The 20,315-nt window shown below is 67.8% G+C and carries 21 protein-coding genes; 9 read left to right on the plus strand and 12 right to left on the minus strand.

Annotated elements, in window-relative coordinates; genetic code table 11:
* Positions 1 to 49: 49 nt before the first annotated feature.
* Complete coding sequence (locus ACJH6J_RS06095) at positions 50 to 1,081, minus strand: LLM class F420-dependent oxidoreductase (protein ID WP_406784564.1); 1,032 nt, start codon at positions 1,079 to 1,081, stop codon at positions 50 to 52.
* A gap of 58 nt (positions 1,082 to 1,139) precedes the next feature.
* Here ACJH6J_RS06095 and ACJH6J_RS06100 point away from each other — a divergent pair, with 58 nt between their 5' ends.
* From ACJH6J_RS06100 to ACJH6J_RS06115, 4 genes are read left to right on the plus strand one after another with little or no spacing between them, the layout of a single operon-like run.
* Positions 1,140 to 2,141, plus strand: a complete 1,002-nt coding sequence (locus ACJH6J_RS06100; RefSeq protein ID WP_406803683.1) for a Zn-ribbon domain-containing OB-fold protein — start codon at positions 1,140 to 1,142, stop codon at positions 2,139 to 2,141.
* Between the two features lie 9 nt (positions 2,142 to 2,150).
* Positions 2,151 to 3,215 (plus strand): thiolase domain-containing protein, encoded by a 1,065-nt coding sequence (locus ACJH6J_RS06105; RefSeq protein WP_406803684.1) that lies wholly within the window; start codon positions 2,151 to 2,153, stop codon positions 3,213 to 3,215.
* Positions 3,215 to 4,390: a thiolase domain-containing protein gene (locus tag ACJH6J_RS06110; RefSeq protein WP_406784561.1), complete on the plus strand. Its 1,176-nt coding sequence runs from the start codon at positions 3,215 to 3,217 to the stop codon at positions 4,388 to 4,390. Before ACJH6J_RS06105 ends, ACJH6J_RS06110 begins: the two co-directional genes overlap by 1 nt.
* Before the next feature lies 1 nt (position 4,391).
* Positions 4,392 to 4,793: a nuclear transport factor 2 family protein gene (locus ACJH6J_RS06115; RefSeq protein ID WP_020100770.1), complete on the plus strand. Its 402-nt coding sequence runs from the start codon at positions 4,392 to 4,394 to the stop codon at positions 4,791 to 4,793.
* A gap of 52 nt (positions 4,794 to 4,845) precedes the next feature.
* On the opposite strand, the gene ACJH6J_RS06120 is transcribed toward ACJH6J_RS06115, so the two are convergent.
* Together ACJH6J_RS06120 and ACJH6J_RS06125 are read right to left on the minus strand one after the other, a co-directional pair.
* On the minus strand, positions 4,846 to 5,370 hold the full coding sequence (locus ACJH6J_RS06120; protein ID WP_406803685.1) for a hypothetical protein: 525 nt from the start codon (positions 5,368 to 5,370) through the stop codon (positions 4,846 to 4,848).
* A 57-nt stretch (positions 5,371 to 5,427) separates the two neighbouring features.
* Positions 5,428 to 5,952, minus strand: a complete 525-nt coding sequence (locus ACJH6J_RS06125; RefSeq protein WP_318985468.1) for a gamma carbonic anhydrase family protein — start codon at positions 5,950 to 5,952, stop codon at positions 5,428 to 5,430.
* 127 nt (positions 5,953 to 6,079) lie between these two features.
* Here ACJH6J_RS06125 and ACJH6J_RS06130 point away from each other — a divergent pair, with 127 nt between their 5' ends.
* Both ACJH6J_RS06130 and ACJH6J_RS06135 read left to right on the plus strand, forming a co-directional pair.
* On the plus strand, positions 6,080 to 7,234 hold the full coding sequence (locus ACJH6J_RS06130; protein WP_346416046.1) for a Rieske 2Fe-2S domain-containing protein: 1,155 nt from the start codon (positions 6,080 to 6,082) through the stop codon (positions 7,232 to 7,234).
* A complete protein-coding gene (locus ACJH6J_RS06135) occupies positions 7,234 to 7,734 on the plus strand; it encodes a hypothetical protein (protein WP_406803686.1) in 501 nt (166 codons plus the stop codon). The genes ACJH6J_RS06130 and ACJH6J_RS06135 overlap by 1 nt, the downstream gene beginning before the upstream one ends.
* 72 nt (positions 7,735 to 7,806) lie before the next feature.
* On the opposite strand, the gene ACJH6J_RS06140 is transcribed toward ACJH6J_RS06135, so the two are convergent.
* The 3 genes from ACJH6J_RS06140 to ACJH6J_RS06150 are packed head-to-tail and all read right to left on the minus strand — an operon-like array spanning position 7,807 to position 10,864.
* Positions 7,807 to 8,955 carry a sulfotransferase family protein gene (locus tag ACJH6J_RS06140; protein ID WP_406801596.1) on the minus strand — a complete coding sequence of 383 codons (1,149 nt, stop codon included), beginning with the start codon at positions 8,953 to 8,955 and terminating at the stop codon, positions 7,807 to 7,809.
* Positions 8,952 to 9,734: an SDR family oxidoreductase gene (locus tag ACJH6J_RS06145; RefSeq protein ID WP_406803687.1), complete on the minus strand. Its 783-nt coding sequence runs from the start codon at positions 9,732 to 9,734 to the stop codon at positions 8,952 to 8,954. Before ACJH6J_RS06145 ends, ACJH6J_RS06140 begins: the two co-directional genes overlap by 4 nt.
* Before the next feature lie 2 nt (positions 9,735 to 9,736).
* Positions 9,737 to 10,864, minus strand: coding sequence for a hypothetical protein (locus ACJH6J_RS06150; RefSeq protein ID WP_406803688.1), 1,128 nt, complete (start codon positions 10,862 to 10,864; stop codon positions 9,737 to 9,739).
* Between the two features lie 198 nt (positions 10,865 to 11,062).
* Here ACJH6J_RS06150 and ACJH6J_RS06155 point away from each other — a divergent pair, with 198 nt between their 5' ends.
* Positions 11,063 to 11,971: an IclR family transcriptional regulator gene (locus tag ACJH6J_RS06155; protein WP_406803689.1), complete on the plus strand. Its 909-nt coding sequence runs from the start codon at positions 11,063 to 11,065 to the stop codon at positions 11,969 to 11,971.
* Between the two features lie 16 nt (positions 11,972 to 11,987).
* Here the strand turns inward: ACJH6J_RS06155 and ACJH6J_RS06160 are convergent, their stop codons facing one another.
* A complete protein-coding gene (locus ACJH6J_RS06160; RefSeq protein WP_141772274.1) occupies positions 11,988 to 12,518 on the minus strand; it encodes a hemophore-related protein in 531 nt (176 codons plus the stop codon).
* Between the two features lie 165 nt (positions 12,519 to 12,683).
* On the opposite strand from ACJH6J_RS06160, the gene ACJH6J_RS06165 reads away from it, so the two are divergent.
* Entirely contained in the window at positions 12,684 to 13,340 is a 657-nt protein-coding gene (locus ACJH6J_RS06165; protein ID WP_406803690.1) for a GNAT family N-acetyltransferase, read from the plus strand.
* Here the strand turns inward: ACJH6J_RS06165 and ACJH6J_RS06170 are convergent.
* The 5 genes from ACJH6J_RS06170 to ACJH6J_RS06190 are packed head-to-tail and all read right to left on the minus strand — an operon-like array spanning position 13,333 to position 18,660.
* Positions 13,333 to 15,432 carry a RecQ family ATP-dependent DNA helicase gene (locus ACJH6J_RS06170; RefSeq protein ID WP_406803691.1) on the minus strand — a complete coding sequence of 700 codons (2,100 nt, stop codon included), beginning with the start codon at positions 15,430 to 15,432 and terminating at the stop codon, positions 13,333 to 13,335. The genes ACJH6J_RS06165 and ACJH6J_RS06170 overlap by 8 nt on opposite strands.
* Positions 15,389 to 16,054, minus strand: a complete 666-nt coding sequence (locus ACJH6J_RS06175; protein ID WP_406803692.1) for a TIGR03943 family putative permease subunit — start codon at positions 16,052 to 16,054, stop codon at positions 15,389 to 15,391. Before ACJH6J_RS06175 ends, ACJH6J_RS06170 begins: the two co-directional genes overlap by 44 nt.
* Positions 16,051 to 17,052, minus strand: coding sequence for a permease (locus ACJH6J_RS06180; protein ID WP_406803693.1), 1,002 nt, complete (start codon positions 17,050 to 17,052; stop codon positions 16,051 to 16,053). The genes ACJH6J_RS06175 and ACJH6J_RS06180 overlap by 4 nt, the downstream gene beginning before the upstream one ends.
* A 37-nt stretch (positions 17,053 to 17,089) precedes the next feature.
* On the minus strand, positions 17,090 to 17,860 hold the full coding sequence (locus ACJH6J_RS06185) for a glucose 1-dehydrogenase (RefSeq protein ID WP_406803694.1): 771 nt from the start codon (positions 17,858 to 17,860) through the stop codon (positions 17,090 to 17,092).
* A gap of 2 nt (positions 17,861 to 17,862) precedes the next feature.
* Entirely contained in the window at positions 17,863 to 18,660 is a 798-nt protein-coding gene (locus ACJH6J_RS06190; RefSeq protein WP_318985455.1) for an SDR family NAD(P)-dependent oxidoreductase, read from the minus strand.
* Between the two features lie 176 nt (positions 18,661 to 18,836).
* Between ACJH6J_RS06190 and ACJH6J_RS06195 the strand changes: the two genes are divergently transcribed.
* Positions 18,837 to 20,246, plus strand: a complete 1,410-nt coding sequence (locus ACJH6J_RS06195) for a wax ester/triacylglycerol synthase family O-acyltransferase (RefSeq protein WP_406803695.1) — start codon at positions 18,837 to 18,839, stop codon at positions 20,244 to 20,246.
* The last annotated feature ends 69 nt before the right edge of the window (positions 20,247 to 20,315 follow it).

The following is a 20,315-nucleotide window of genomic DNA, read 5'->3' on the forward strand; positions in this document are numbered from 1 at the left end:
GCACGTCGACAGCCCAAAACGACAGTTTTACGTCTGTTCGCGAGGGAAACTAGACCAATTCAGCCAGCTGGTTGATCTGCTCGACCGACTTGGCCCCGACGACCATCATCGTCACGCCCGAGGCTTCCCAGGCCTTGATCTGTTCCTTGACGTAGTCCAGGTTGCCGACGATCGCGGAGTCGTCGACCAACTCGTCCGGAATGACCTTGGCCGCCTCGTCCTTGCGGTCGCTGCGGAACAGCTTGGTGACGTCGTCGACGACCTCGGAGTAGCCCATGCGGCGGTACACCTCGGCGTGGAAGTTGGTGTCCTCCGAACCCATGCCGCCCATGTAGAGCGCCAGGTGCGGCTTCATCATCTCCATGACCATCGGCCGGTCGTCGGTGACGATGATCTGTGCGGTGGCACAGATTTCGAACGTCTCGCGGGTCCGGCGAGCGCCGGCGCGCGCGAAGCCCTCGTCGAGCCATTCGTTGTACATGCCGGAGATCCGGGGCGAGTAGAAGATCGGCAACCACCCGTCGGCGATCTCGGCGGCCAGCGCGACGTTCTTGGGGCCTTCGGCGCCCAGCATCACCGGGATGTCCGCGCGCAGCGGATGCGTGATCGGCTTGAGCGGCTTGCCCAGACCCGTCGTGCCCTCACCCGAGAGCGGCAGCGGGTAGTGCGGGCCGTCGCTCGTCACCGGGGCCTCGCGGGCCCATACCTTGCGCAGGATGTCGATGTACTCGCGGGTGCGGGCCAGCGGCTTCGGGAACTTCTGGCCGTACCAGCCCTCGACGACCTGCGGCCCCGAGACGCCGAGGCCGAGGATGTGCCGACCGCCCGACAGGTGGTCGAGCGTGAGGGCCGCCATGGCGCACGCCGTGGGGGTGCGGGCCGACATCTGGATCACCGAGGTGCCCAGGCGCATCCGCGTGGTTTCCCGGCCCCACCAGGCCAGCGGGGTGTAGGCGTCCGAGCCCCAGGCCTCCGCGGTGAAGACGGTGTCGAAACCGGCTTCCTCCGCGGCGGCGACGAGCGTCGCGTGGTCGGTGGGCGCCTTGGCGCCCCAGTATCCGAGCTGCAAACCGAGTTTCATGGGGTCGCCTTTCCGAACGTGCTTGCCACGATTGTTAGAACCTGTTCTACTCGATGCCGTGAGCGTTAGCCAAAGCAGCCCAGCCCAGATGACAGGCCATGAGCCGCCCCTTTCGGCTCCGCTGAAACTGTCATTCGACTACACCCGTTCAGTCGGTCCGGTCCTGAGTCAGTTCTTCACCGCGCTGCGCGGACGACGCATCGTCGGCACCCGCGGTTCGGACGGCCGGGTACACGTCCCGCCCGCCGAGTATGACCCTGTCACGTACGAGGCCCTGACCGAGGTGGTTCCGGTTTCCAGTGTCGGCACCGTGGTGTCGTGGACCTGGCAGCCCGAGCCGCTGGAAGGCCAGCCCCTGCAGCGCCCATTCGCCTGGGCGCTCATCAAGCTCGACGGCGCGGACACCCCGCTGTTGCACGCCGTCGACGCGCCTGAGGGGTCATTGAAGTCCGGCGATCGCGTCCGCGCGCACTGGGTCGACGAGCCCGTCGGCGCCATCACGGACATCGCGTACTTCGTGCCCGGTGAAGACGCCGAAGAACCGTTGCCGGCCGACGACCGCGACCCGGTGACCATGCTGGTCTCGCCGTCGTCCATCGAAATCCAGCACACCGCTTCACTTCCCGAGAGCACCTTCCTGCGCGGTCTGCAGGAGGGCAAGCTGCTCGGTGGCCGCACCAAGGTCGGCCGCGACGGCAAGCCCGGCCCGGTGCTGTTCCCGCCGAAGGAGGCCGACCCGGCCACCGGCATGGTTCTCGACGAGTTCGTCGAGCTGCCCGACCGCGGCACCGTCACCACCTTCGCGATCATCAACATCCCGTTCCCGGGTCAGCGCATCAAGCCGCCGTACGTCGCCGCCTACGTGCTGCTCGACGGTGCCGACATCCCGTTCCTGCACCTGGTCACCGAGATCGACGCGGCCGACGTCCGGATGGGCATGCGGGTCCAGGCGGTGTGGAAGCCCCGCGAGGAGTGGGGGCTGGGCATCGACAACATCTCGCACTTCAAACCATCCGGCGAACCCGACGCCGACTACGACTCGTACAAGCACCACCTGTAAAGGGCCACAATGACTTCCAGTGAAGTAGCGGTCGTCGGGTTCGCGCATGCCCCGCATGTGCGCCGCACCGACGGCACCACGAACGGCGTCGAGATGCTGATGCCGTGCTTTGCCAAGCTGTTCACCGAGTTGGGCCTGCAGCAGACCGATATCGGTTTCTGGTGCTCGGGCTCCTCGGATTACCTTGCCGGCCGGGCGTTTTCGTTCATCTCCGCCATCGACTCGATCGGCGCGGTGCCGCCGATCAACGAGTCGCACGTCGAGATGGACGCCGCTTGGGCGCTGTACGAGGCCTACATCAAAATCCTGACGGGCGAGGTCGACACCGCGCTGGTCTACGGCTTCGGCAAGGGCAGCGCCGGCAACCTGCGCCGGGTGCTGGCCCTGCAGACCGACCCGTACACCGTCTCGCCGCTGTGGCCGGACGCCGTCTCGATGGCAGGCCTGCAGGCCCGGTTCGGCCTGGACGCCGGTAAGTGGACCGCCGAGCAGATGGCGCAGGTGGCGCTGGACTCGTTTGCCGTCGCCGAGCGCGTCGACCGCCTCGAGTCCGCGGCCAGCGTGAGCGAGCTGCTGTCGCGGCCGTTCTTCGCCGACCCGCTGCGCCGTCACGACATCGCGCCGATCACCGACGGCGCGTCGGCGATCGTGCTGGCCTCGGCCGACAAGGCGCGCGAGCTGCGCGAAAACCCCGCCTGGATCACCGGTTTCGAGCACCGCATCGAGACGCCGATCCTGGGTGCCCGTGATCTCACGGTGTCGACGTCGACCGCCGCTTCGGCCGCCGCCGCCACCGGTGGCGACACCGGTTCCATCGACATCGCCGAGTTGCACGCGCCGTTCAGCCACCAGCAGCTGATCCTCACCGAGGCGATCGGGCTGAAGGACTCGACCAAGATCAACCCGTCGGGTGGCGCCTTGGCCGCGAACCCGATGTTCTCCGCCGGCCTGGAGCGCATCGGCTTCGCCGCCGAGCACATCTTCAACGGCTCGGCGAACCGCGTCCTGGCCCACGCCACGAGTGGTCCTGCGCTGCAACAGAATCTGATTGCCGTCCTGGAGGGTAAGAACTGATGGCGAACAAAGCTGCCGTCCTCGGTACGGGACAGACCAAGTACGTCGCCAAGCGTTCCGACGTCTCGATGAACGGCCTGGTGCGCGAGGCCATCGACCGCGCGCTCGCGGATTCCGGTTGCACGATGGCCGACATCGACGCCGTCGTCGTCGGCAAGGCACCGGACTTCTTCGAGGGCGTGATGATGCCCGAGCTGTTCATGGCCGACGCCACCGGCGCCACCAACAAGCCGCTCATCCGCGTGCACACCGCCGGTTCGGTGGGTGGCTCGACCGCGATCGTCGCCGCCAGCCTGGTCAAGTCCGGCAAGTATCGCCGTGTCCTGACCATGGCGTGGGAGAAGCAGTCCGAGTCGAATGCCATGTGGGCATTGTCGATTCCGGTGCCGTTCACCAAGCCCGTCGGCGCCGGCGCGGGCGGTTACTTCGCCCCGCACGTGCGCGCCTACATCCGCCGGTCGGGCGCGCCGGAGCACATCGGTGCCATGGTGGCGGTCAAGGACCGGCTCAACGGCGCCAAGAACCCGCTGGCGCACCTGCACCAGCCCGACATCACCGTCGAGAAGGTGATGTCGTCGCAGATGCTGTGGGACCCAATCCGTTTCGATGAGACCTGCCCGTCGTCGGACGGCGCGGCCGCCCTGGTCATCGGCAACGAGGAGGTGGCCGACGCCCGCGTCGCCGAGGGGCACCCGGTGGCGTGGATCCACGCGACCGCGCTGCGCACCGAACCGCTGGCCTACTCGGGCCGTGACCAGGTGAACCCGCAGGCCGGCCGCGACGCGGCCGCTGCCCTCTGGCGCGACGCCGGGATTACCAGCCCGATCGACGAAATCGACTGTGCCGAGGTCTATGTGCCGTTCTCCTGGTACGAGCCGATGTGGCTGGAGAACCTGGGCTTCGCGCCCGAGGGCGAAGGCTGGAAGCTGACCGAGGCCGGCGAGACGGCCATCGGTGGTCGGATTCCGTTCAACGCCTCCGGCGGTGTGCTGTCGTCGAATCCCATTGGCGCATCCGGCATGATCCGCTTCGCCGAGTCGGCCATCCAGGTCATGGGCAAGGCCGGTGACCACCAGGTCGAGGGCGCCCGTAAGGCGCTGGGCCACGCGTACGGCGGTGGCGCACAGTACTACTCGATGTGGGTCGTCTCGAGCGACAAGCCCGGAAAGAACTGACATGACGGTTTCCGATCCGAATCACCCCGCGCACCTGGCCGGCAAGCGGTCCCGCGATGCCGTGGCCGCCCGCGACAAGGAGGCCTGGCTGGCCAACTTCGCCGACGACGCCATCGTGCAGGACCCGATCGGGCCGTCGTTCCTGGATCCCGAGGGCAAGGGGCACCGCGGCAAGGAAGCCATCTCGGCCTTCTGGGACAAGGCGATCGCGCCCACCGACAGTCTCGTGTTCAACTTCGAGACCACCTACCAGTGCGGTGACGAGGAAGCCAACGTCGGCAACATCGTGACCACCATCGGCGGGCACGACTTCACCACCCACGGCGTCTTCACGTACCGCGCCAACGAAGCCGGGCAACTCCTGGCGCTGCGCGCCTTCTGGGAAGCGCCGCGTACCTCGTGATTTGTGCACGATTTTCCGCGCTGGCCGCGGAAAATCGTGCACAAATCGCTCGTTAGAAGGTCCAGGAGCCCGACGGCTGCAGGACGAAACCGTGGCCGCCGCCGGTGGAGTCGATGCAGGCGGTGACGCCACCGGCCACCACGCCGCACGTCATCGTCGTCAGAGTGACCTTCTCCCCCGGCGCGAGTAGTGGTGCGCCGGCCAGATCGGTCGGGTAGTCGCCGCGGTAGTTGCTGATCGTGCCCTCGTTGGCCGCGTGCAGCTGCGCCACCCCGAAATCACGGGGCGCCTTGGCGTTGGGATCGGCGGTGACAGGCAGGCCCGTCGTCCCCGGCACCGGGCCGTAGCACCGCACGCTCGGCGCCACGCCGCCCAGCGCGCTGATGAGGCATGCCAGGCCGTCGGGTGTCGAGAACTTCACCACCTGCTGATCGGTGCGCTGGTACGTCGCCAAATGGGTCGACGTGACGACGTTGAAGCCCGTGAAGTCGGGAAAGTTGGGTGGCGGCGCGGCGTGCGCGGACGGAGCCGTCAGCGCGATGGAGGCACCGGCCAGGACGACGAGCGGCAGCTTCATGCGCCCAGTCTTGGCCGAACGTCGGCCCGAATGTCAGATTTCCACGAAATACGGGCGCTACAGCTCTTCGAGACCCGTCAGGTAGCGCTCGGCGAGCTCGCGGTAGGCCTGCGGATTGGTGTTGATCCACGTCTCGGCGCCGGTTCCGGAGATCGGGCCGCGAATCTTGGCCGGCGAGCCGACGACCAGCACTTCGTCGGGGATCTTGGTTCCGGCGACCACAAGCGAATGGGCTGCGACCAGGCTGCGGCGGCCGATCACCGCGCCGTCGAGGATGGTGCTGTTGTTGGCGATGAGTGCTTCGGCACCGACGTGTGCGCCGTGCACGACGCACAGGTGTGCGATGGTCGCGCCGGGCCCGATGTCGACCGGAATGCCGGGAGGGGCGTGCAGCACCGACCCGTCCTGCACGTTTGCACCGTTGCGGATGACGACGGGCGCGTAATCGGCGCGCAGAACCGCGTTGAACCACACCGAGGCCCCGGCTTCGACACGAACATCGCCGATCAGCACGGCGGTGGGGGCGATGAACGCCGTGGGGTCGACGACCGGGCTCCGGCCCTCGAAGGAGTAAAGCGGCATGGACAGAACCTACCCCGTCGCTTCGCTCGCCCTCGCAATACACCGCAGGTGGGGACGCTTGCATTGCGCTGCACCGAGGAAAAACTGTAACGTGTTCTAGTTACTAGGCACAGATTGGGAGGCCAAGGTGAGCACCGAAACCGCGGGGGTTCGCGAGATCGATACCGGCGTGCTGCCGGACCGCTTTGCCCGTGGATGGCACTGCGTGGGTCCTGTGAAGAACTTCCTGGACGGCAAGCCGCATTCGTTCGAGGCGTTCGGCACCAAGTTGGTGGTGTTCGCGGACTCGAAGGGTGACCTGAAAATCCTGGACGGCTACTGCCGCCACATGGGCGGTGACCTGTCGCAGGGCACCATCAAGGGGGATGCGGTCGCATGCCCGTTCCACGACTGGCGCTGGGGCGGCGACGGCAAGTGCCAGCTGGTGCCCTACGCCAAGCGCACGCCGCGCCTGGCCCGTACCCGCGCCTGGCACACCGACGTCCGTGGCGGCCTGCTCTTCGTGTGGCACGACCACGAGGGCAACCCGCCTCAGGAAGAGGTGCGGATCCCCGAGATCCCCGAATTCCACAGTGACAACTGGACCGACTGGCAGTGGAACTCGCTGCTGATCGAGGGCAGCAACTGCCGCGAGATCATCGACAACGTCACTGACATGGCGCACTTCTTCTACATCCACTACGGCCTGCCGACGTACTTCAAGAACGTCTTCGAAGGCCACATCGCCAGCCAGTACCTGCACAACGTGGGCCGGCCGGACATCGGTGGCATGGGCACCCAGTACGGCGAGGCGCACCTGGATTCGGAGGCCTCGTACTTCGGGCCGTCGTTCATGATCAACTGGCTGCACAACAACTACAGCGGCTACAAGGCCGAGTCGATCCTGATCAACTGCCACTACCCGGTCAGCCAGGACGCGTTCGTGCTGCAGTGGGGCGTCATCGTCGAAAAGCCCAAGGGCATGGACGAAAAGACCACCCAGAAGCTGGCCGACGCCATGACCGACGGGGTCAGCAAGGGCTTCCTGCAGGACGTCGAAATCTGGAAGCACAAGACCCGCATCGACAACCCGCTGCTGGTCGAAGAAGACGGCGCCGTCTACCAGATGCGCCGCTGGTACCAGCAGTTCTACGTTGACGTCGCCGACATCACCCCGGACATGACCGACCGCTTCGAGCTGGAGATCGACACCACGGTCGCCAACGAGAAGTGGCAGGGCGAAGTGGCCGAGAACCTGCGCCTGCAGGCCGAGGCCAAGGAATCAGCAGAGCAGTCCAGCTGATGCCCCAGCACAGCGAGCGGGATCAGGCTCGGAGCCCATTTGTCGGCACCGCCGACGAAGCCGAGAGCCTGGCCCGTTCGATGCTGCAGCTGATGGGTCACGGCGAAGACGACGACCATGCCCATCCCGCATCCGATGCGCCGGCGAACGGATCCTGGTCCAAGGCACCGGATTTCGCCGGTGACCCGGTGCGCCTGGCCGCGGTTCGTGAAGCCACCGCGGCCGACCGGCAGCGGTACCTGACCTCGGGTCTGGCTCCGGTCGACTGCCGGTTCTGCCACTCGACGGTCTCGGTGAAGAAGTTGGGTCCGGAACACACTGCGGTGCAGTGGAATTCGGAGGCGACGCAGCGGTGCGCATATTTCAGCGAGATCCGCGCCGAAGGCGGCGATCCCAGTCGCAGCCGCTCGTGCCCCAAGATGTCCGACAGCATCAAGCACGCGGTCGCCGAGGGATGCCTGGAGGAGTTCTCCACCGCGCCCTCCCCCGGCGACGGCTGAGTTTCTCTCGCACAGAAACGCGAAAACCCCCTGAATCGGTTGATTCAGGGGGTTTTCGCGATCGTCCGGCCGCTACAGATTGGCGAAGCGCTCCTTGACCTGCTCCTCGGTCAGCCCGTAGTCGGACAGCGAGTAGGTGTGCTTCGGCGCGCGCGGACCCTGCTGGCTCTGCGCGTGGCTCTCGGTGATGGCCTGGCGTGCGGCATCGGTGAACTCGATGCCGAACGTGCGGTAGATGCCCTCGACGGCGCCGACGGGGTCCTTGATGAACTCGAAGTAGTCGACGTCGCAGAACTGCTTGGGATCATGCTTGGCCCGTTCGGCATTGAACAGCTCGAGGCCGCGCGACCACGTCTCCATCGAGTCGTCACCGATCACCTTGCCGGTGAACGTGTTCGACCAACCCTCCGTCGTGTGCTGCGCGAGCGAGCACATCGACGCCATGATGGTCTCGGCCGGCCGGTGGCATTGCACCACCAACGCGTCCGGGTACACCTTGAACAGCGCATCCAGCGCGAACAGGTGGCTGGGATTCTTGAGCACCCAACGCTTTTCGGGCTCGTTCAGCCCGATCAACTGCAGGTTCTTGCGGTGCCGCTGGTAGGACTTCGTCCAGTCCTGCCGGGCCAGCCACTGCGCGTACGACGGGACGTGCGCCAGCGTCTCGTAGGAGACCGAGTGCAGCGACTGACGCAGCAGCTGCCAGCATTCCTCGACCTCGTCGGCCGTCATGAAGTGCAGGCCCGTGTAGTCCGGGTTCTCCTCGTGAGCCTGCTTGAACCGCGCATCGAGGGCACTGAAAACCGGGTTGTCCGGCCAGGTTTCGCGCGGTGGCCGTGGCTGCGGGAACTCGGCCAGCCACATCTCCAGGCCCTGGTGTCGCGGGTCGGCCGTCAGCAGCCGGTGGATCACCGTCGTGCCGGTGCGCGGCAGGCCGGTGACGAAGATCGGCCGCTCGATCGGCACATCGGCGTGCTGCGGGTACTGCTTGAACGCGGCGTTGGACACCAGGCGGGCCACCAGCGCGTTGCGGGTGAAGAACCGCTGCATCTTGCTGCCGAGCTCGGTCAGGTCGGCCTCGCGCTGGTACGAATCCAGCAGCACGCCAAGGGCTTCCAGATAGTTGTCGTCGTCGCCACCGAAGTCGTCCAGGCCGCAGGCCTTGACGGCCGAGGCGTGCAGGTCCTCGACAGTGCCGACGTTGGTCCGAAGTGCGCTCATGCCTTGTACTCCCCGCAGTTGACGTCGAGCGACTGACCGGTGATGCCACTGGCCAGGTCGCTGGCCAGGAACAGGATGGCAGAAGCCACCTCGTCCTCGGTCGGCAACCGCTTCAGGTCGGAGCCGGCGGCCGACGCCGCGTAGATCTGCTCGACGGTGGTGCCGTACTTCTTCGCCTGATGGCTGAAGTAACCCTCCAGGGTTTCGCCCCAGATGTAGCCCGGCATCACGGAGTTCACGCGGATGCCCTTCTCGCCCAGCTCGGTCGAGAGGGTCTGCGACATGGCCAGCAGCGCCGACTTCGCCATCTTGTAGGCGCCGTACTTGGCCTGCGAATGCCGCACGACCATCGAATTCACGTTCACCACAGAGCCTTTGGCCGTCTCGAGCGCCGGGGTGAAGCCCTGCGTCATGCGCAGCGCACCGAACACGGTCAGCTCGATCGCATCGCGCATGTGCTCGAAGGTCGTGTTCGCGAAGGGCTTCATCGACGGCACCCGGAACGCGTTGTTGATCAACACGTCCGCCTTACCGAACTCCTCCGTGGTACGGGCCACCACATTGGCGACCTGCTCCTCGTCGGTGATGTCGGCGCCCACCACCAGCGCGCGCCGGCCCAGCTCCGTCACCTCCTTGGCGACGACCTCGAGCCGTTCCACCGTGCGGGCCACCAGCACCAGGTCGGCACCGTTCTCCGCACATCGGCGCGCCAGCGTCGTTCCGAGCCCAGGCCCGACACCGCTGATCACCACGACCTTTCCATCGAGCAGTCCACTCACGGTCAGCCCACCATCCTCTCGCCAATAAGCTTCTGGCGCAGTGCAATCCGCGCGCGCCAATCTTCTTCGGAAATCTTGTTGGTCTCGTAGAACGGCAGCTTCGAGGCCACCTCGTCGAGACCCACGACCTCGCACGTCGGGCCGTCCTCGGCCGTCAGCTCGCGCGACACCCGCTGCCAGCGGAACTGCAGGTAGCCCCTGGCGTGGCCGAGGGTCTCGCACCAGTTGGTCACGCCGGGGTTGTTCTCCGACACCACGATCCGGATCTTGCCGTCCGGATCCGCCTGCGCCTGAGTGCCGTTCAGCGACGTCTGGTGATTGATGTAGTCCAGCGAGATGTACCAGAGACTGCCGAGCTGGAAGCCGAGGTAGGGCGCGTCCGTCACCGGCAGCGTGATGACCATGGCCTGGTCGGGCGTCATGTCGTAGTGCCCGACGGACGAGTACTGGGTGGCCAGCCCACCCGGGGTCAGCCGCGGCGCGGTGAGGGTGTTGACCGGCAGGTTGTCGTAGAACCACTTCGGGAACTGCAGCCAGGTCTTGACGCGCTGCACCAGCTGCTTGCCGGCGACGGCGTACCGCTTCTCGATCAGCTCACGGGTCAACGGCTCGGGTGCGGTGCCCGCGGTGTCGGTGCGGGAGATCGCGAACGAACCGCGCTGTGCCGACCAGTCGTTGTAGACCTCGCGGATCACCAGCTGCGCCGGGGTGGCCGGGGTGAACCGCCACTCGAACGTGCCGTCGGCGGCGATGTCGAGCTTGCGGTCGTCGAACGCCGTCTCACTGTCCGGCACGTTGGCGTCGGTGTATTCACCGCCGAGCAGCTGGAAGCTCACGTCGGTCGTGGTGCCGCGACGACCGGTGACGACGTACTCGTGACCCGGCTGCACGCGAGTGCCGAAGTACATGGTGTCGGGGTTGTCGAGGCCCATCTTCTCGAACGGGCCGGTGCCGCTGTGCAGGAACGGGTGGTCCTTGTCGTAGTCGAACGCAACGTGGGTGCACGACGCGATACAACCGGCGAGGTATTGCAGGCCTTCGAGCAGATCGGCCTCGGATTCGATGAACGGCGCCGCGGCGACGAGGCGCTCCGCCTCGGCGACGGCGTCGACGAACGACTGCGTGAACATACGGTCAACACCCTTCCGTTCCAATATTGGAACGCATCGGTAGATATTCCGACTGAAGAGTAGAACGTGTTCCAGTTGTCGTCAATGCCGCGCACTACCGTCGTGCCGCTCGACCTGCGGCTTCGCCTCGATCCTCCCCCCGACTCCCCGCCCCGACACAACGGTCCATATTTGGACCGATGTCGTACATTCCTAGCCATGACCGACACCGGCCGCGCGTCGCCGCCCACCGCCCGCGTCGTCGCGGTGCTGGATTTCCTGGCCAGTCACCCCCAGGAACAATTCGGGCTGTCCGAGTTGGCGCGCCGCGTCGACCTCAGCAAGCCCACCTGCCTGGGCATCGTCACCACGCTCGCCGACGCCGGTTACCTGGTACGTGATGCGGCCGAGAAGACCTACCGGCTGGGCCCGCGGTTGATCACGCTGGGCCACACCGCACAGGAGTCCATGCGCATCAGTCCGGCCGCGCGGGCGGAACTGCGCCGGCTGTCGGAGGCCTTCAACGCGACGGCGGCCCTGTCGGCTGTCGTCGATGACCGCATCACGCTACTGGAACTCGTTGCCCCGCACGGCAGTCCGGAGCCGGTACAGGTCGGGCAGAGCTACCCGTTCGCGCCGCCGGTCGGCCTGATGTTCGTGCTGTGGGATGAGCGCGCGGTGCGCGACTGGCTCGCCAAGGAGCCGACGATCCCGCTGCGCACCGACAGCGCGCGACTGGAACGGGTGATCGCCGAGTGCCGCGAATCGGGCTATCTCGTCGAGCGGCTGACACCGGGCGGCAGGCGGCTGTACGCCATGATGGCCGGCATGTCGAGCAACCTGCCCGACGAATTACGGGTGCTGCTGGGCGAACTCGTCTCCGACATCGGCGAGCGCGTGTACCTGCCGAGCGAATCGAGCGCGGCGACGGGCGGGCGCGCCAAGCACGACATCAGCGTCATCGCAGCGCCGGTGTTCGACCACCACCAACGCCAGGTGATGGTGCTGTCACTGCAGATCGGCCATGCCCTGACCGACGCGGAGATCAGTAAGCGAGCACGCGGGCTGGTGGCCGCCGCCGCGACGCTGACGGCGCAACTCGGCGGCTCCCAGCCCGGCCGGACGTGAGTTCGGCCAGTGACGGCTAGACGCCGTTGAGGACGGCCAGCGCGTCGGTCGGCGCGACCTGCAGGCCGCAGCGGTCCTTGAAGGCGGCCAGCGGAGCCTGAATGCCGCGCAGCGCGTCGGCCTCGTCGGGGTGGGCCTTGAAGTAGTTGTCGAACTGGCTCATGGCGGCGAACGCCGACTGCCGGGTGGCGTCGAGCAGCGCGGCGTCGGCATCCGGGTGCGCGGCGAAGTAGTCCGACAACTGCAGCGTGACCGAGCTGATGGTCTTGGCGAGCGTCGCGGTGCTGCAGTCGGCGACGGTGGCGGCCGGGGCGACGGTGGTGGTCGTCGTGGTCGACGGCGCCGTGGCGGACGTGGTGGGCGTCGCCGAGGTGGTCGGCGTCGCGGCGGTGGTCGCGGTCGTGGTCGGCGACGCGGTGGCCGACGTCGTCGGCGACGTCGGGCTCACGGGATCGGCCGATGCCCGCGGCACGACAAGGGCGGCACAGGCGGCGCCCAGGGCGATGAAGCCGAGGGTGGAACGGCCGAACGTCACGGCACGAGTCATGGAATCCTCCTTTGTCCTGGCCGCATCCGTCTTCCCCGGCCTCTGGGGGTGTTTCGCTCGACCCGGTGCAGCTGTTACACAAGCGACGAAAGTTGCAGGTCAGCGTGGCTTGAAGCGGCAAATATTCGCTTTCGTGAATTAGCTCGGCTGTGCTGGTATTGGGGCATGCGCCCTTCGCCCTGGCCCCTGGCGGAACTGGAGGTGATCACTCCGGTTCTGCGGCTCTGCCATGTGACCGACGAACTGGCCGACGAACTCGCCCGGCTGGCCGCCCAGGGCATCCACGATCCGGCCACCATGCCGTTCTCGGTCCCGTGGACCGACGCGGTCTCCCCCGAACTGGAACGCAACACCGTCCAGTACTTCCGGCAGACCCGCGCCGAGGTGTCGACGGAGCACTGGGACGTGCCGATGGCCGTCATCGTCGGCGACGACGCCGTGGGCGTCTGCACGGTGACCGCCGACGGCTTTCCCGCCCGCCGGACCGTGTCCACCGGCTCGTGGCTGGGCCGCCGCCATCAGGGCCGCGGCCTGGGCCGGGAGATGCGCACGGCCGCGCTGCAGCTGATCTTCGCCGGTTTCGACGCCGACGTCGCCCGCACCGCCGCATGGCACGACAACGCAGCGTCACTCGGCGTCACGCGGTCGCTGCCCTACGTACAGACCGGCTCGTCTCGGCAATCACGGCGCGGGGTTTTCGACACCATGCTGGAGTTCACCATGACGCGCGACCAGTGGAAGACCTTGCGCCGCAACGATATCGAGTTGGTCGGCGTCGACCCTGTGGTCGACCAGCTCGGGCTGCGCCGGCAGGTCAGCTGACCGACGCCAGGGCGAACGGCAGCACTGCGGGTGCGCCGGCGGTGCGCAACACCTGCGTCGCCATGGTCATGGTCCACCCGGTGTCGACCAGATCGTCGACCAGCAGCACCGGACCGTTCACGTCCAGCGCGGGCACCTCCCACGAATCCACCAGCGCCGCAACCCGATACGCCGAGTTCGCCGCCGTCACCGGACGTCGCTGCGGCCGGTAGTACAGCGTGCCCAGGTTCTGCAGCCGGCCCAGCTCCGCCAGCCGGGTGACCAGCGAGCCGATCAACTGCGGACGGCGCTCGGAGTCCAGACCCATCACCGCCACCGGACGTTCTTTCCAGTTCCAGGCCTTGAGGACCGCCACGGCCGCCTGCACGACGGCGTCGGGCACTTCACCGTCGGTCCCGTCGAGCAACTGGCGCAGCCGGGCACCCCACCCCAGGTCGGTCAGTCGCCCGATGACCCGCCCCGGCTCGGCACCGCCGGATATGCGGCCGGACAACCCGATTCCCAGGGAACCGAGGCCCGTCGGCCACTGTTTGCGCGGGGCGATCTCCACGCCGGGCCGCATGAGCTGATCGCGCACCGTCGACGCCGCCTCGGCATCGACGTCGGCGGTGTAGCGCGCACCCGCACAGTTGTCGCACCGGCCGCAGCCGCGGCCGTCGAGCTCGGGATCGTCGAGTTGGCTGCGCAGGAACACCATTCGGCACTCTGTGGTCGATTGGTAGTCCAGCATGGCCTGCTGCTCGCGCTGCCGCGCGGCGTCCAGGTTGCGGTAGCGCTCCTCGTCGTACGACCACGGCTCGCCGGTGCTGATCCAGCCGCCCTTGACGCGGCGCACCGCACCGTCGACGTCCAGCACCTTGAGCACCATCTCGAGCCGCGACCGGTTGAGGTCGACCAACGGTTCCAGGGCCGCGGTGGACAGTGCGCGGTCCGGCTCGAGTTCACCGATCACCTTGCGGACCAAGGCTTCCGACGGGAAGGCGACCGATGCGAAGTACCGCCAGATGTCGGCATCCTCTTTGCCCGGCAGCAGGATCACCTCGGCGCTGGACGTGGCGCGGCCGGCACGGCCGACCTGCTGGTAGTACGCAATGGGTGACGACGGCGCGCCCAGGTGCACGACGAAGCCCAGGTCCGGTTTGTCGAAGCCCATGCCCAGCGCCGAGGTGGCGATGAGCGCCTTGACCCGGTTGTTCAGCAGGTCGGCTTCCAGCTGTTCGCGTTCGGCGGCCTCGGTGGAACCGGTGTAGGAGGCGACGGTGTGGCCCTGCTCGCGCAGCAGCGCGGCGATGTCGTGGGCCTGCGACACCGTCAGGGTGTAGACGATGCCCGAGCCGGGCAGCGAATCCAGATGCGCCGCAAGCCATGCCGCCCGTTGCGCCGGTCCCCCGGCGTGCACTACGGACAGGCGCAGTGATTCCCGGTCCAGGCCACCGCGCAGCACCAGGGTATCGCCGCCCCCGACGCCCAGCTGCGCGGCGACATCCTGCACCACGCGGTCATTGGCGGTCGCGGTGGTGGCGAGAACCGGTATGCCCGAACCCAATTCACCGATCAGGGTGCGGATGCGCCGGTAGTCGGGCCGGAAGTCGTGGCCCCAGTCGGAGACGCAGTGCGCCTCGTCGACGACGACCAGGCCGGCATCGGCGGCCAACGCGGGCAGGACAGCGTCGCGAAAATCGGGGTTGTTCAACCGCTCCGGGCTGACCAGCAGCACGTCGAGGTCGCCGGAGGCGACCCGCTGGTGCACCTCGTCCCATTCGGTGACATTGCTGGAGTTGATGGTGGCGGCGCGGACGCCCGCGCGTTCGGCTGACGCCACCTGGTTGCGCATCAGGGCCAGCAGCGGCGAGACGATGACGGTCGGGCCGCGGCCGGCGGCCCGCAGCAGCTTGGCGGCGATGAAGTACACCGCGGACTTGCCCCACCCGGTGCGCTGCACCACCAGCGCTCGGCGGCCCTGGACCACCAGGGCCTCGATGGCCACCCACTGGTCGTCGCGCAGCACCGCGCCGGGGCCGGCGAGCTGTTCGAGCAGGGCCTGCGCGTCAGTACGCGTAGGTGTTGCGGGGCTTGGGGATTGGCTCGGCACTGGTCACTTCCATGGTCGGGACGAAATTCGTGGACGGATTGGAGGTCCCGGGTACCACCTTGCCCTGCACCTTCAGCCAGGTGTCTTTCGGGTGCGATCCGAGGGCGCCGGTCAGGTGGATGCGGGCCAGTTGCGCGTCGGCGGCGCAACACACGATCACGACGCGGGCCAGGTCGTCGCCCATGGTGAACCCGGTTACGGTGATGGTCCGCCCCTCAAGGCTTTTCGTGGAATCAGCGGCCGCCCGCAGCACGACCTCCGGCAGCGACACCGCGCCGTCGGCCGGCAGCGGTGGGAAGGCCCGCTTCGGCGGGGCCACCGCTGCGGTGACGGTCTCGGCACCGACGGCGCTCATCGGCGGCACGCTGACGAACGCGGTCAGCGCCACCGGGATGAGCAGCAGCCATGCCAGCAGTCCGCGGTGGTGATGTCCACCCGGCGGCCCGTGGCGCAGGTCCCGCACCAGGCACACCACAGCGAGCGCCACCAACAGGACGGCCGCCAGGACCAGCCACGGGAACAGCGCGGGTTTCACGAAATTCAGGTAGGTGCCCTTCACCGCGATCAGGCCCGTGCTCAGCCCGATCAACAGCATCAGGATGTTCTGGGTTTCCCGGCTCACGACGCACCCCCGAGCAGCAGCAGCCCGACGGTCGTCGCACAGGCAGTGGCGACCGCCAGCGTCACCGGCGCGAATCGCACGGCGAACGGCCGGCCGAACACGCCGGCCTGCATCGCGAACAGCTTGACGTCCACCGCGGGGCCGACCACCAGGAACACCAGGCGCGGCACCAGCGGGACCATGGTCAGGCTCGCCGCGACGAACGCGTCGGCCTCCGAACACAGCGCCAGCACGACGGCCAGCAGCGCCATGGTCACGACGCCGACCACCAGGTTGCCGGCCACCTGCTCGAACACCCACGACGGCACGGCCGCGCGCAGCACCGCCGCCGCACCGGCGCCGACCACCAGATAGGCCGCGGACTGCAGGAAGTCGTGCCGGGCCGCCTCGGTGAAGACGGTGAAGCGCGATGCGTCCTCGTCGTGGTGGGCGGGCAGCGTGCGGGTCACCCATTCGGCGCGGCCCCAGCGCTGCCACAGCAGCCCCATCACCACCGCGGTCAGCAGCGATGCCACACACCGCGCCACCACCATCTGCGGCTGGCCGGGGAAGGCGACGGCCGTCGCCACCAGCACCACCGGGTTGATCGCCGGTGCGGACAGCATGAACGTCAGGGCGGCCCCGGCCGTCTCCCCGCTGAACAACCGGCGCGCCACGGGCACCGAGCCGCATTCGCAACCGGGCAGCGCGGCACCGCCGACACCCGCCACCGCCACCGCGAGCGCCGGCCGGCGCGGCAGCAGGCGGGCCAGCCGCTCCGGGGTGAGGTATGCGGCCACGAGGCCACTGACGATGACGCCCAGCACCAGGAACGGCAGGGCCTGCACGAAGACGCCGCAGAACACCGTGGCCGCGGCGGCCAGGCGGGCATGGTCGGTCAGGACACCGCTGACCCAGGAACCCGACAGCGCCAGTGCGGTGAGGGCGATGAGCAACAGTTCCATCGACCCGGCCCGCCGCCGGCGCTCCGGCGCCAGTGTGGATTCGTCCCCGGCCATGCGCCCATCTTGCCGGGGAAGTCTGACAAGTCGCTCGCTACGTCGCTTGTGGCTGGGTCGGGACGACCGGGATCCGGCCCGCGCTCGCGCCGCCGTCGACCGCCAGATCCGCGCCCGTCATGTACGACGACGCGTCCGACGCCAGGAAAGCCACCACTTCGGCGACTTCCTCGGGCGCACCGACGCGGGTCAGCGGCGCACCCGGGTGCCCGCCGAGCCCGCGTTCGATCGGCAGGTGCGCCACCATCGGGGTGTCGATCATGCCGGGGTAGACGGTGTTGACCCGAATCCCCATGGGGCCCAATTCGATTGCGGCGACCTTGGAGAAGCCGCGCAGACCCCACTTGGACGCGCCGTAGGCGCTGTAGCCGGCCAGCCCCTGCAGGCCGGCCTGTGAGGACACATTGATGATCGAGCCGCCGCCGGCGGCCCGCATGGGTTCGACGACGGCTTTGGTGCCCAGGAACGGACCGATCAGGTTGACGCGCAGCTGCCGCTCCCACGATTCGGCGGTGTGGTCCAGGAGCGGTTCGACGGTGCAGATCGCCGCGTTGTTCACCAGCGCGTCGATGCGGCCGAACTCAGACAGGGCGAGCTCCACCGTTGTCCGCCAATCGCTTTCGCTGCCGACGTCGTGCCGCTGGAAGCGGGCGGCGGCGCCGATCGACGCGGCGACCGCCTCGCCCTCGTCGACCAGGACGTCGGTGAGCACCACCTGCGCGCCCAGCGCGGCGAACAGCCGCGCTTCGGCCTCACCCTGACCACGCGCTGCGCCGGTGATGATCGCGACCTTGCCGGCCAGGTTCATGACTAGTCGCTGTCCTGGTCGATGCCGGTCAGCATGAGCTCGGAGACCCGGCGCGGGGTCTCGGTGAGGTATGCCATGGCCGCGATGCGCTTGGGCAGGATGACGTGCTTCTTCTCCTTCTCGACGGCATCGGCGATGGCCTCGGCGACCATGTCGGCGTCCAGTGGCTCCTGCGGGATCATCCGGAACTTGAGCGACCGTTCGATGGTGCGGCGCGCCGGCCCGAACGACCGGATGTGATCGATCATGTCGGTCTTGACCTCACCGATCTGCACCAGCGTGGTGTTGACCGGTTTGTTGCGCAGCTCGGAGCGGATACCGGCGGTGAAGTGGCTGAGCCCGGCCTTGGAGGCGCCGTACAGGGTGACGCCGGGCCCGGTCGAGATGGCGCCCATCGAGGACACGTTCACGATGTGGCCGCGGCCGCGCTTGATCATCAGCGGCATCGCCTGGCGGCACAGCTCCATGGGGGCGATCAGGTTGACCTGCAACAGGTCTCGCACGTCCGCCGACGACGCCTCGTAGAAGCGCCCGACGCGGTCCACACCGGCGTTGTTGATGATGACGTCGACGGGCCCGTCGGCCTCGACACGGCCGATCAGCTGCTCGACCGCCGCCGGATCCATCAGGTCGGCGGGATATGCCTTGCCGCCCAACTCCTTTGCGAGCTCTTCGAGCTGCTCGGCGTTGCGCGCGACGAGTGCGACGTCGGCACCGCGGCGCGCCATCGCCTGCGCGATGTTCCTGCCCAGACCACGGCTGGCACCGGTGACCAGAACCCGGCTGTTCCTCAGTTGCATATCCCTACTCCATTCAGTCAGACACCGACCCGGCGGAGCCCTCGGGCTCCGCGTCGCGACGCCGAGTCAGCTCATGGTGAGCACGCTAAACGGGGTGTGAGCCGAAATTCAGAGGTAGTTCCCGATCAACGAGACAACATGTCCGCTGGCTCACATTTTTGGCCTCATAGTGATGTATGCGACGTTTATCGGGCGAGGACAACAGCTTCCTGGCGTGGGAGAGTGCCGTCCAGCCGCAGCACACCATCAAGGCCGTCGTACTCGATCCGGCCCAGGGCCACGAGCCCATCACCTTCGAGGCCGTGCGCGCCGCACTGCCCGGTCTCGTCGACCGCGTCGAACCCCTGCAGTGGCAGCTGATGTCGCCGCGGTTCGGTGCCGGCCGGCCGTGGTGGATCACCCGCGCCCGCGGCGACTTGAACTACCACATGAAGCGCGCCACCGCCGCCGCACCGGGAACCGATCGCGAGCTCGGCGCGGAGATCGCCAAACTATTCGAAGAGCCGCTCGACCGGGACCGCCCGGCCTGGCAGATGTGGTACATCGACGGTCTGGCGGGCGGCCGCGTCGCGCTCGTGCTGAAGATCCACCACGCGGTGGCCGACGGCATGGCGTCGCTGAACCTGCTCGAGCAGTTCTACAGCCAGGACCCCACCGACCGGCTGCCCGAACCGTCGGCCCGCCCGGCGCCTGACGAGCACCGGCCACCGACCGCCGAGTGGCTGCCGATGGTGGCGCGCCAGCAGGTCAGGTCACTGACCAAATTCCCGAAGGTCCTGGCGCGCACGGCGAAGGTCACGCGCACCATCCAGAACCGGCAGAAGGCGGGCAAGCCCGGTTACGCCGAGGCCTTCATCCCGCCGGCCCTGCCGTTCAACGAGCCGCTGACCGCCCGGCGCGGCTTTGCGTTCGTCAATGTCGAGATGGATCAGATCAAGCGGGTGTCGAAGGCGTTCAGCGTGAGCGTCAACGACGTCTTTCTCGCCATGTGCAGCACCGTCCTTCGCGAGTACCAGGCGTCTCGCGGCCCCGTCGGCGATGACACCATGACCGCCGTGGTCCCGGTGTCGATGCGCCCGCAGGACGGCGACCGGTGGGGTAACAAGGTCGCCCGCTGGAACGTCGAACTCGCGACCAACGTCGCCGATCCGGTGGCGCGGCTGAAAGCCATCTCGGCGAACACCGCCACGGCCCGCGAAGTGCAGAGCGAGCGCGACGCCTGGCTACAGCACGACTGGATGGAGTACTGGCCGCTGTTCAAGGTCTACTCGCGGGTGCTGCCGACCATCGGGGCGAAGGTCAAGAAGCGCCCGATGTTCAGCATGATCGCGTCGAACATGCGTGGCCCGCAGCAGACGTTGTACTTCGGCGGCGCCCCGGTCGAGAAGCTGATCTCGACCGGCCCGCTGGTCTTCCCGATGGGCATGAACATCACCGGCTGGAGCTACGAAGGCGGCATGCAGATCTGCGTGCTCACCTGTACTGATCAGGTCAAGGATCCGCAGGCCATCGCCGACCGGCTGCCGGCGGCACTGGCCGAGCTGGTGGCCCGCTGCGAGGCCGCGACGGATTCCGTCATCAGCTGACCCGGCTACGCAAAACGCCGGCCGTCCCTTTCGGGACGACCGGCGTTTTGTTGTGGTCGTGGCGGGCAA

It is taken from the genome of Mycobacterium sp. SMC-18, assembly GCF_045310895.1.
Classification (GTDB): domain Bacteria; phylum Actinomycetota; class Actinomycetes; order Mycobacteriales; family Mycobacteriaceae; genus Mycobacterium.

Excerpts from the sequence above, each read along its gene's own strand:
- ACJH6J_RS06095 (WP_406784564.1), bottom strand. The coding sequence starts at position 1,081 with ATGAAACTCGGTTTGCAGCTCGGATACTGGGGCGCCAAGGCGCCCACC.
- ACJH6J_RS06105 (WP_406803684.1), top strand. The coding sequence starts at position 2,151 with ATGACTTCCAGTGAAGTAGCGGTCGTCGGGTTCGCGCATGCCCCGCAT.
- ACJH6J_RS06110 (WP_406784561.1), top strand. The coding sequence starts at position 3,215 with ATGGCGAACAAAGCTGCCGTCCTCGGTACGGGACAGACCAAGTACGTC.
- ACJH6J_RS06115 (WP_020100770.1), top strand. The coding sequence starts at position 4,392 with ATGACGGTTTCCGATCCGAATCACCCCGCGCACCTGGCCGGCAAGCGG.
- ACJH6J_RS06120 (WP_406803685.1), bottom strand. The coding sequence starts at position 5,370 with ATGAAGCTGCCGCTCGTCGTCCTGGCCGGTGCCTCCATCGCGCTGACG.
- ACJH6J_RS06125 (WP_318985468.1), bottom strand. The coding sequence starts at position 5,952 with ATGCCGCTTTACTCCTTCGAGGGCCGGAGCCCGGTCGTCGACCCCACG.
- ACJH6J_RS06135 (WP_406803686.1), top strand. The coding sequence starts at position 7,234 with ATGCCCCAGCACAGCGAGCGGGATCAGGCTCGGAGCCCATTTGTCGGC.
- ACJH6J_RS06140 (WP_406801596.1), bottom strand. The coding sequence starts at position 8,955 with ATGAGCGCACTTCGGACCAACGTCGGCACTGTCGAGGACCTGCACGCC.
- ACJH6J_RS06150 (WP_406803688.1), bottom strand. The coding sequence starts at position 10,864 with ATGTTCACGCAGTCGTTCGTCGACGCCGTCGCCGAGGCGGAGCGCCTC.
- ACJH6J_RS06155 (WP_406803689.1), top strand. The coding sequence starts at position 11,063 with ATGACCGACACCGGCCGCGCGTCGCCGCCCACCGCCCGCGTCGTCGCG.
- ACJH6J_RS06160 (WP_141772274.1), bottom strand. The coding sequence starts at position 12,518 with ATGACTCGTGCCGTGACGTTCGGCCGTTCCACCCTCGGCTTCATCGCC.
- ACJH6J_RS06165 (WP_406803690.1), top strand. The coding sequence starts at position 12,684 with ATGCGCCCTTCGCCCTGGCCCCTGGCGGAACTGGAGGTGATCACTCCG.
- ACJH6J_RS06180 (WP_406803693.1), bottom strand. The coding sequence starts at position 17,052 with ATGGCCGGGGACGAATCCACACTGGCGCCGGAGCGCCGGCGGCGGGCC.
- ACJH6J_RS06185 (WP_406803694.1), bottom strand. The coding sequence starts at position 17,860 with ATGAACCTGGCCGGCAAGGTCGCGATCATCACCGGCGCAGCGCGTGGT.
- ACJH6J_RS06190 (WP_318985455.1), bottom strand. The coding sequence starts at position 18,660 with ATGCAACTGAGGAACAGCCGGGTTCTGGTCACCGGTGCCAGCCGTGGT.
- ACJH6J_RS06195 (WP_406803695.1), top strand. The coding sequence starts at position 18,837 with ATGCGACGTTTATCGGGCGAGGACAACAGCTTCCTGGCGTGGGAGAGT.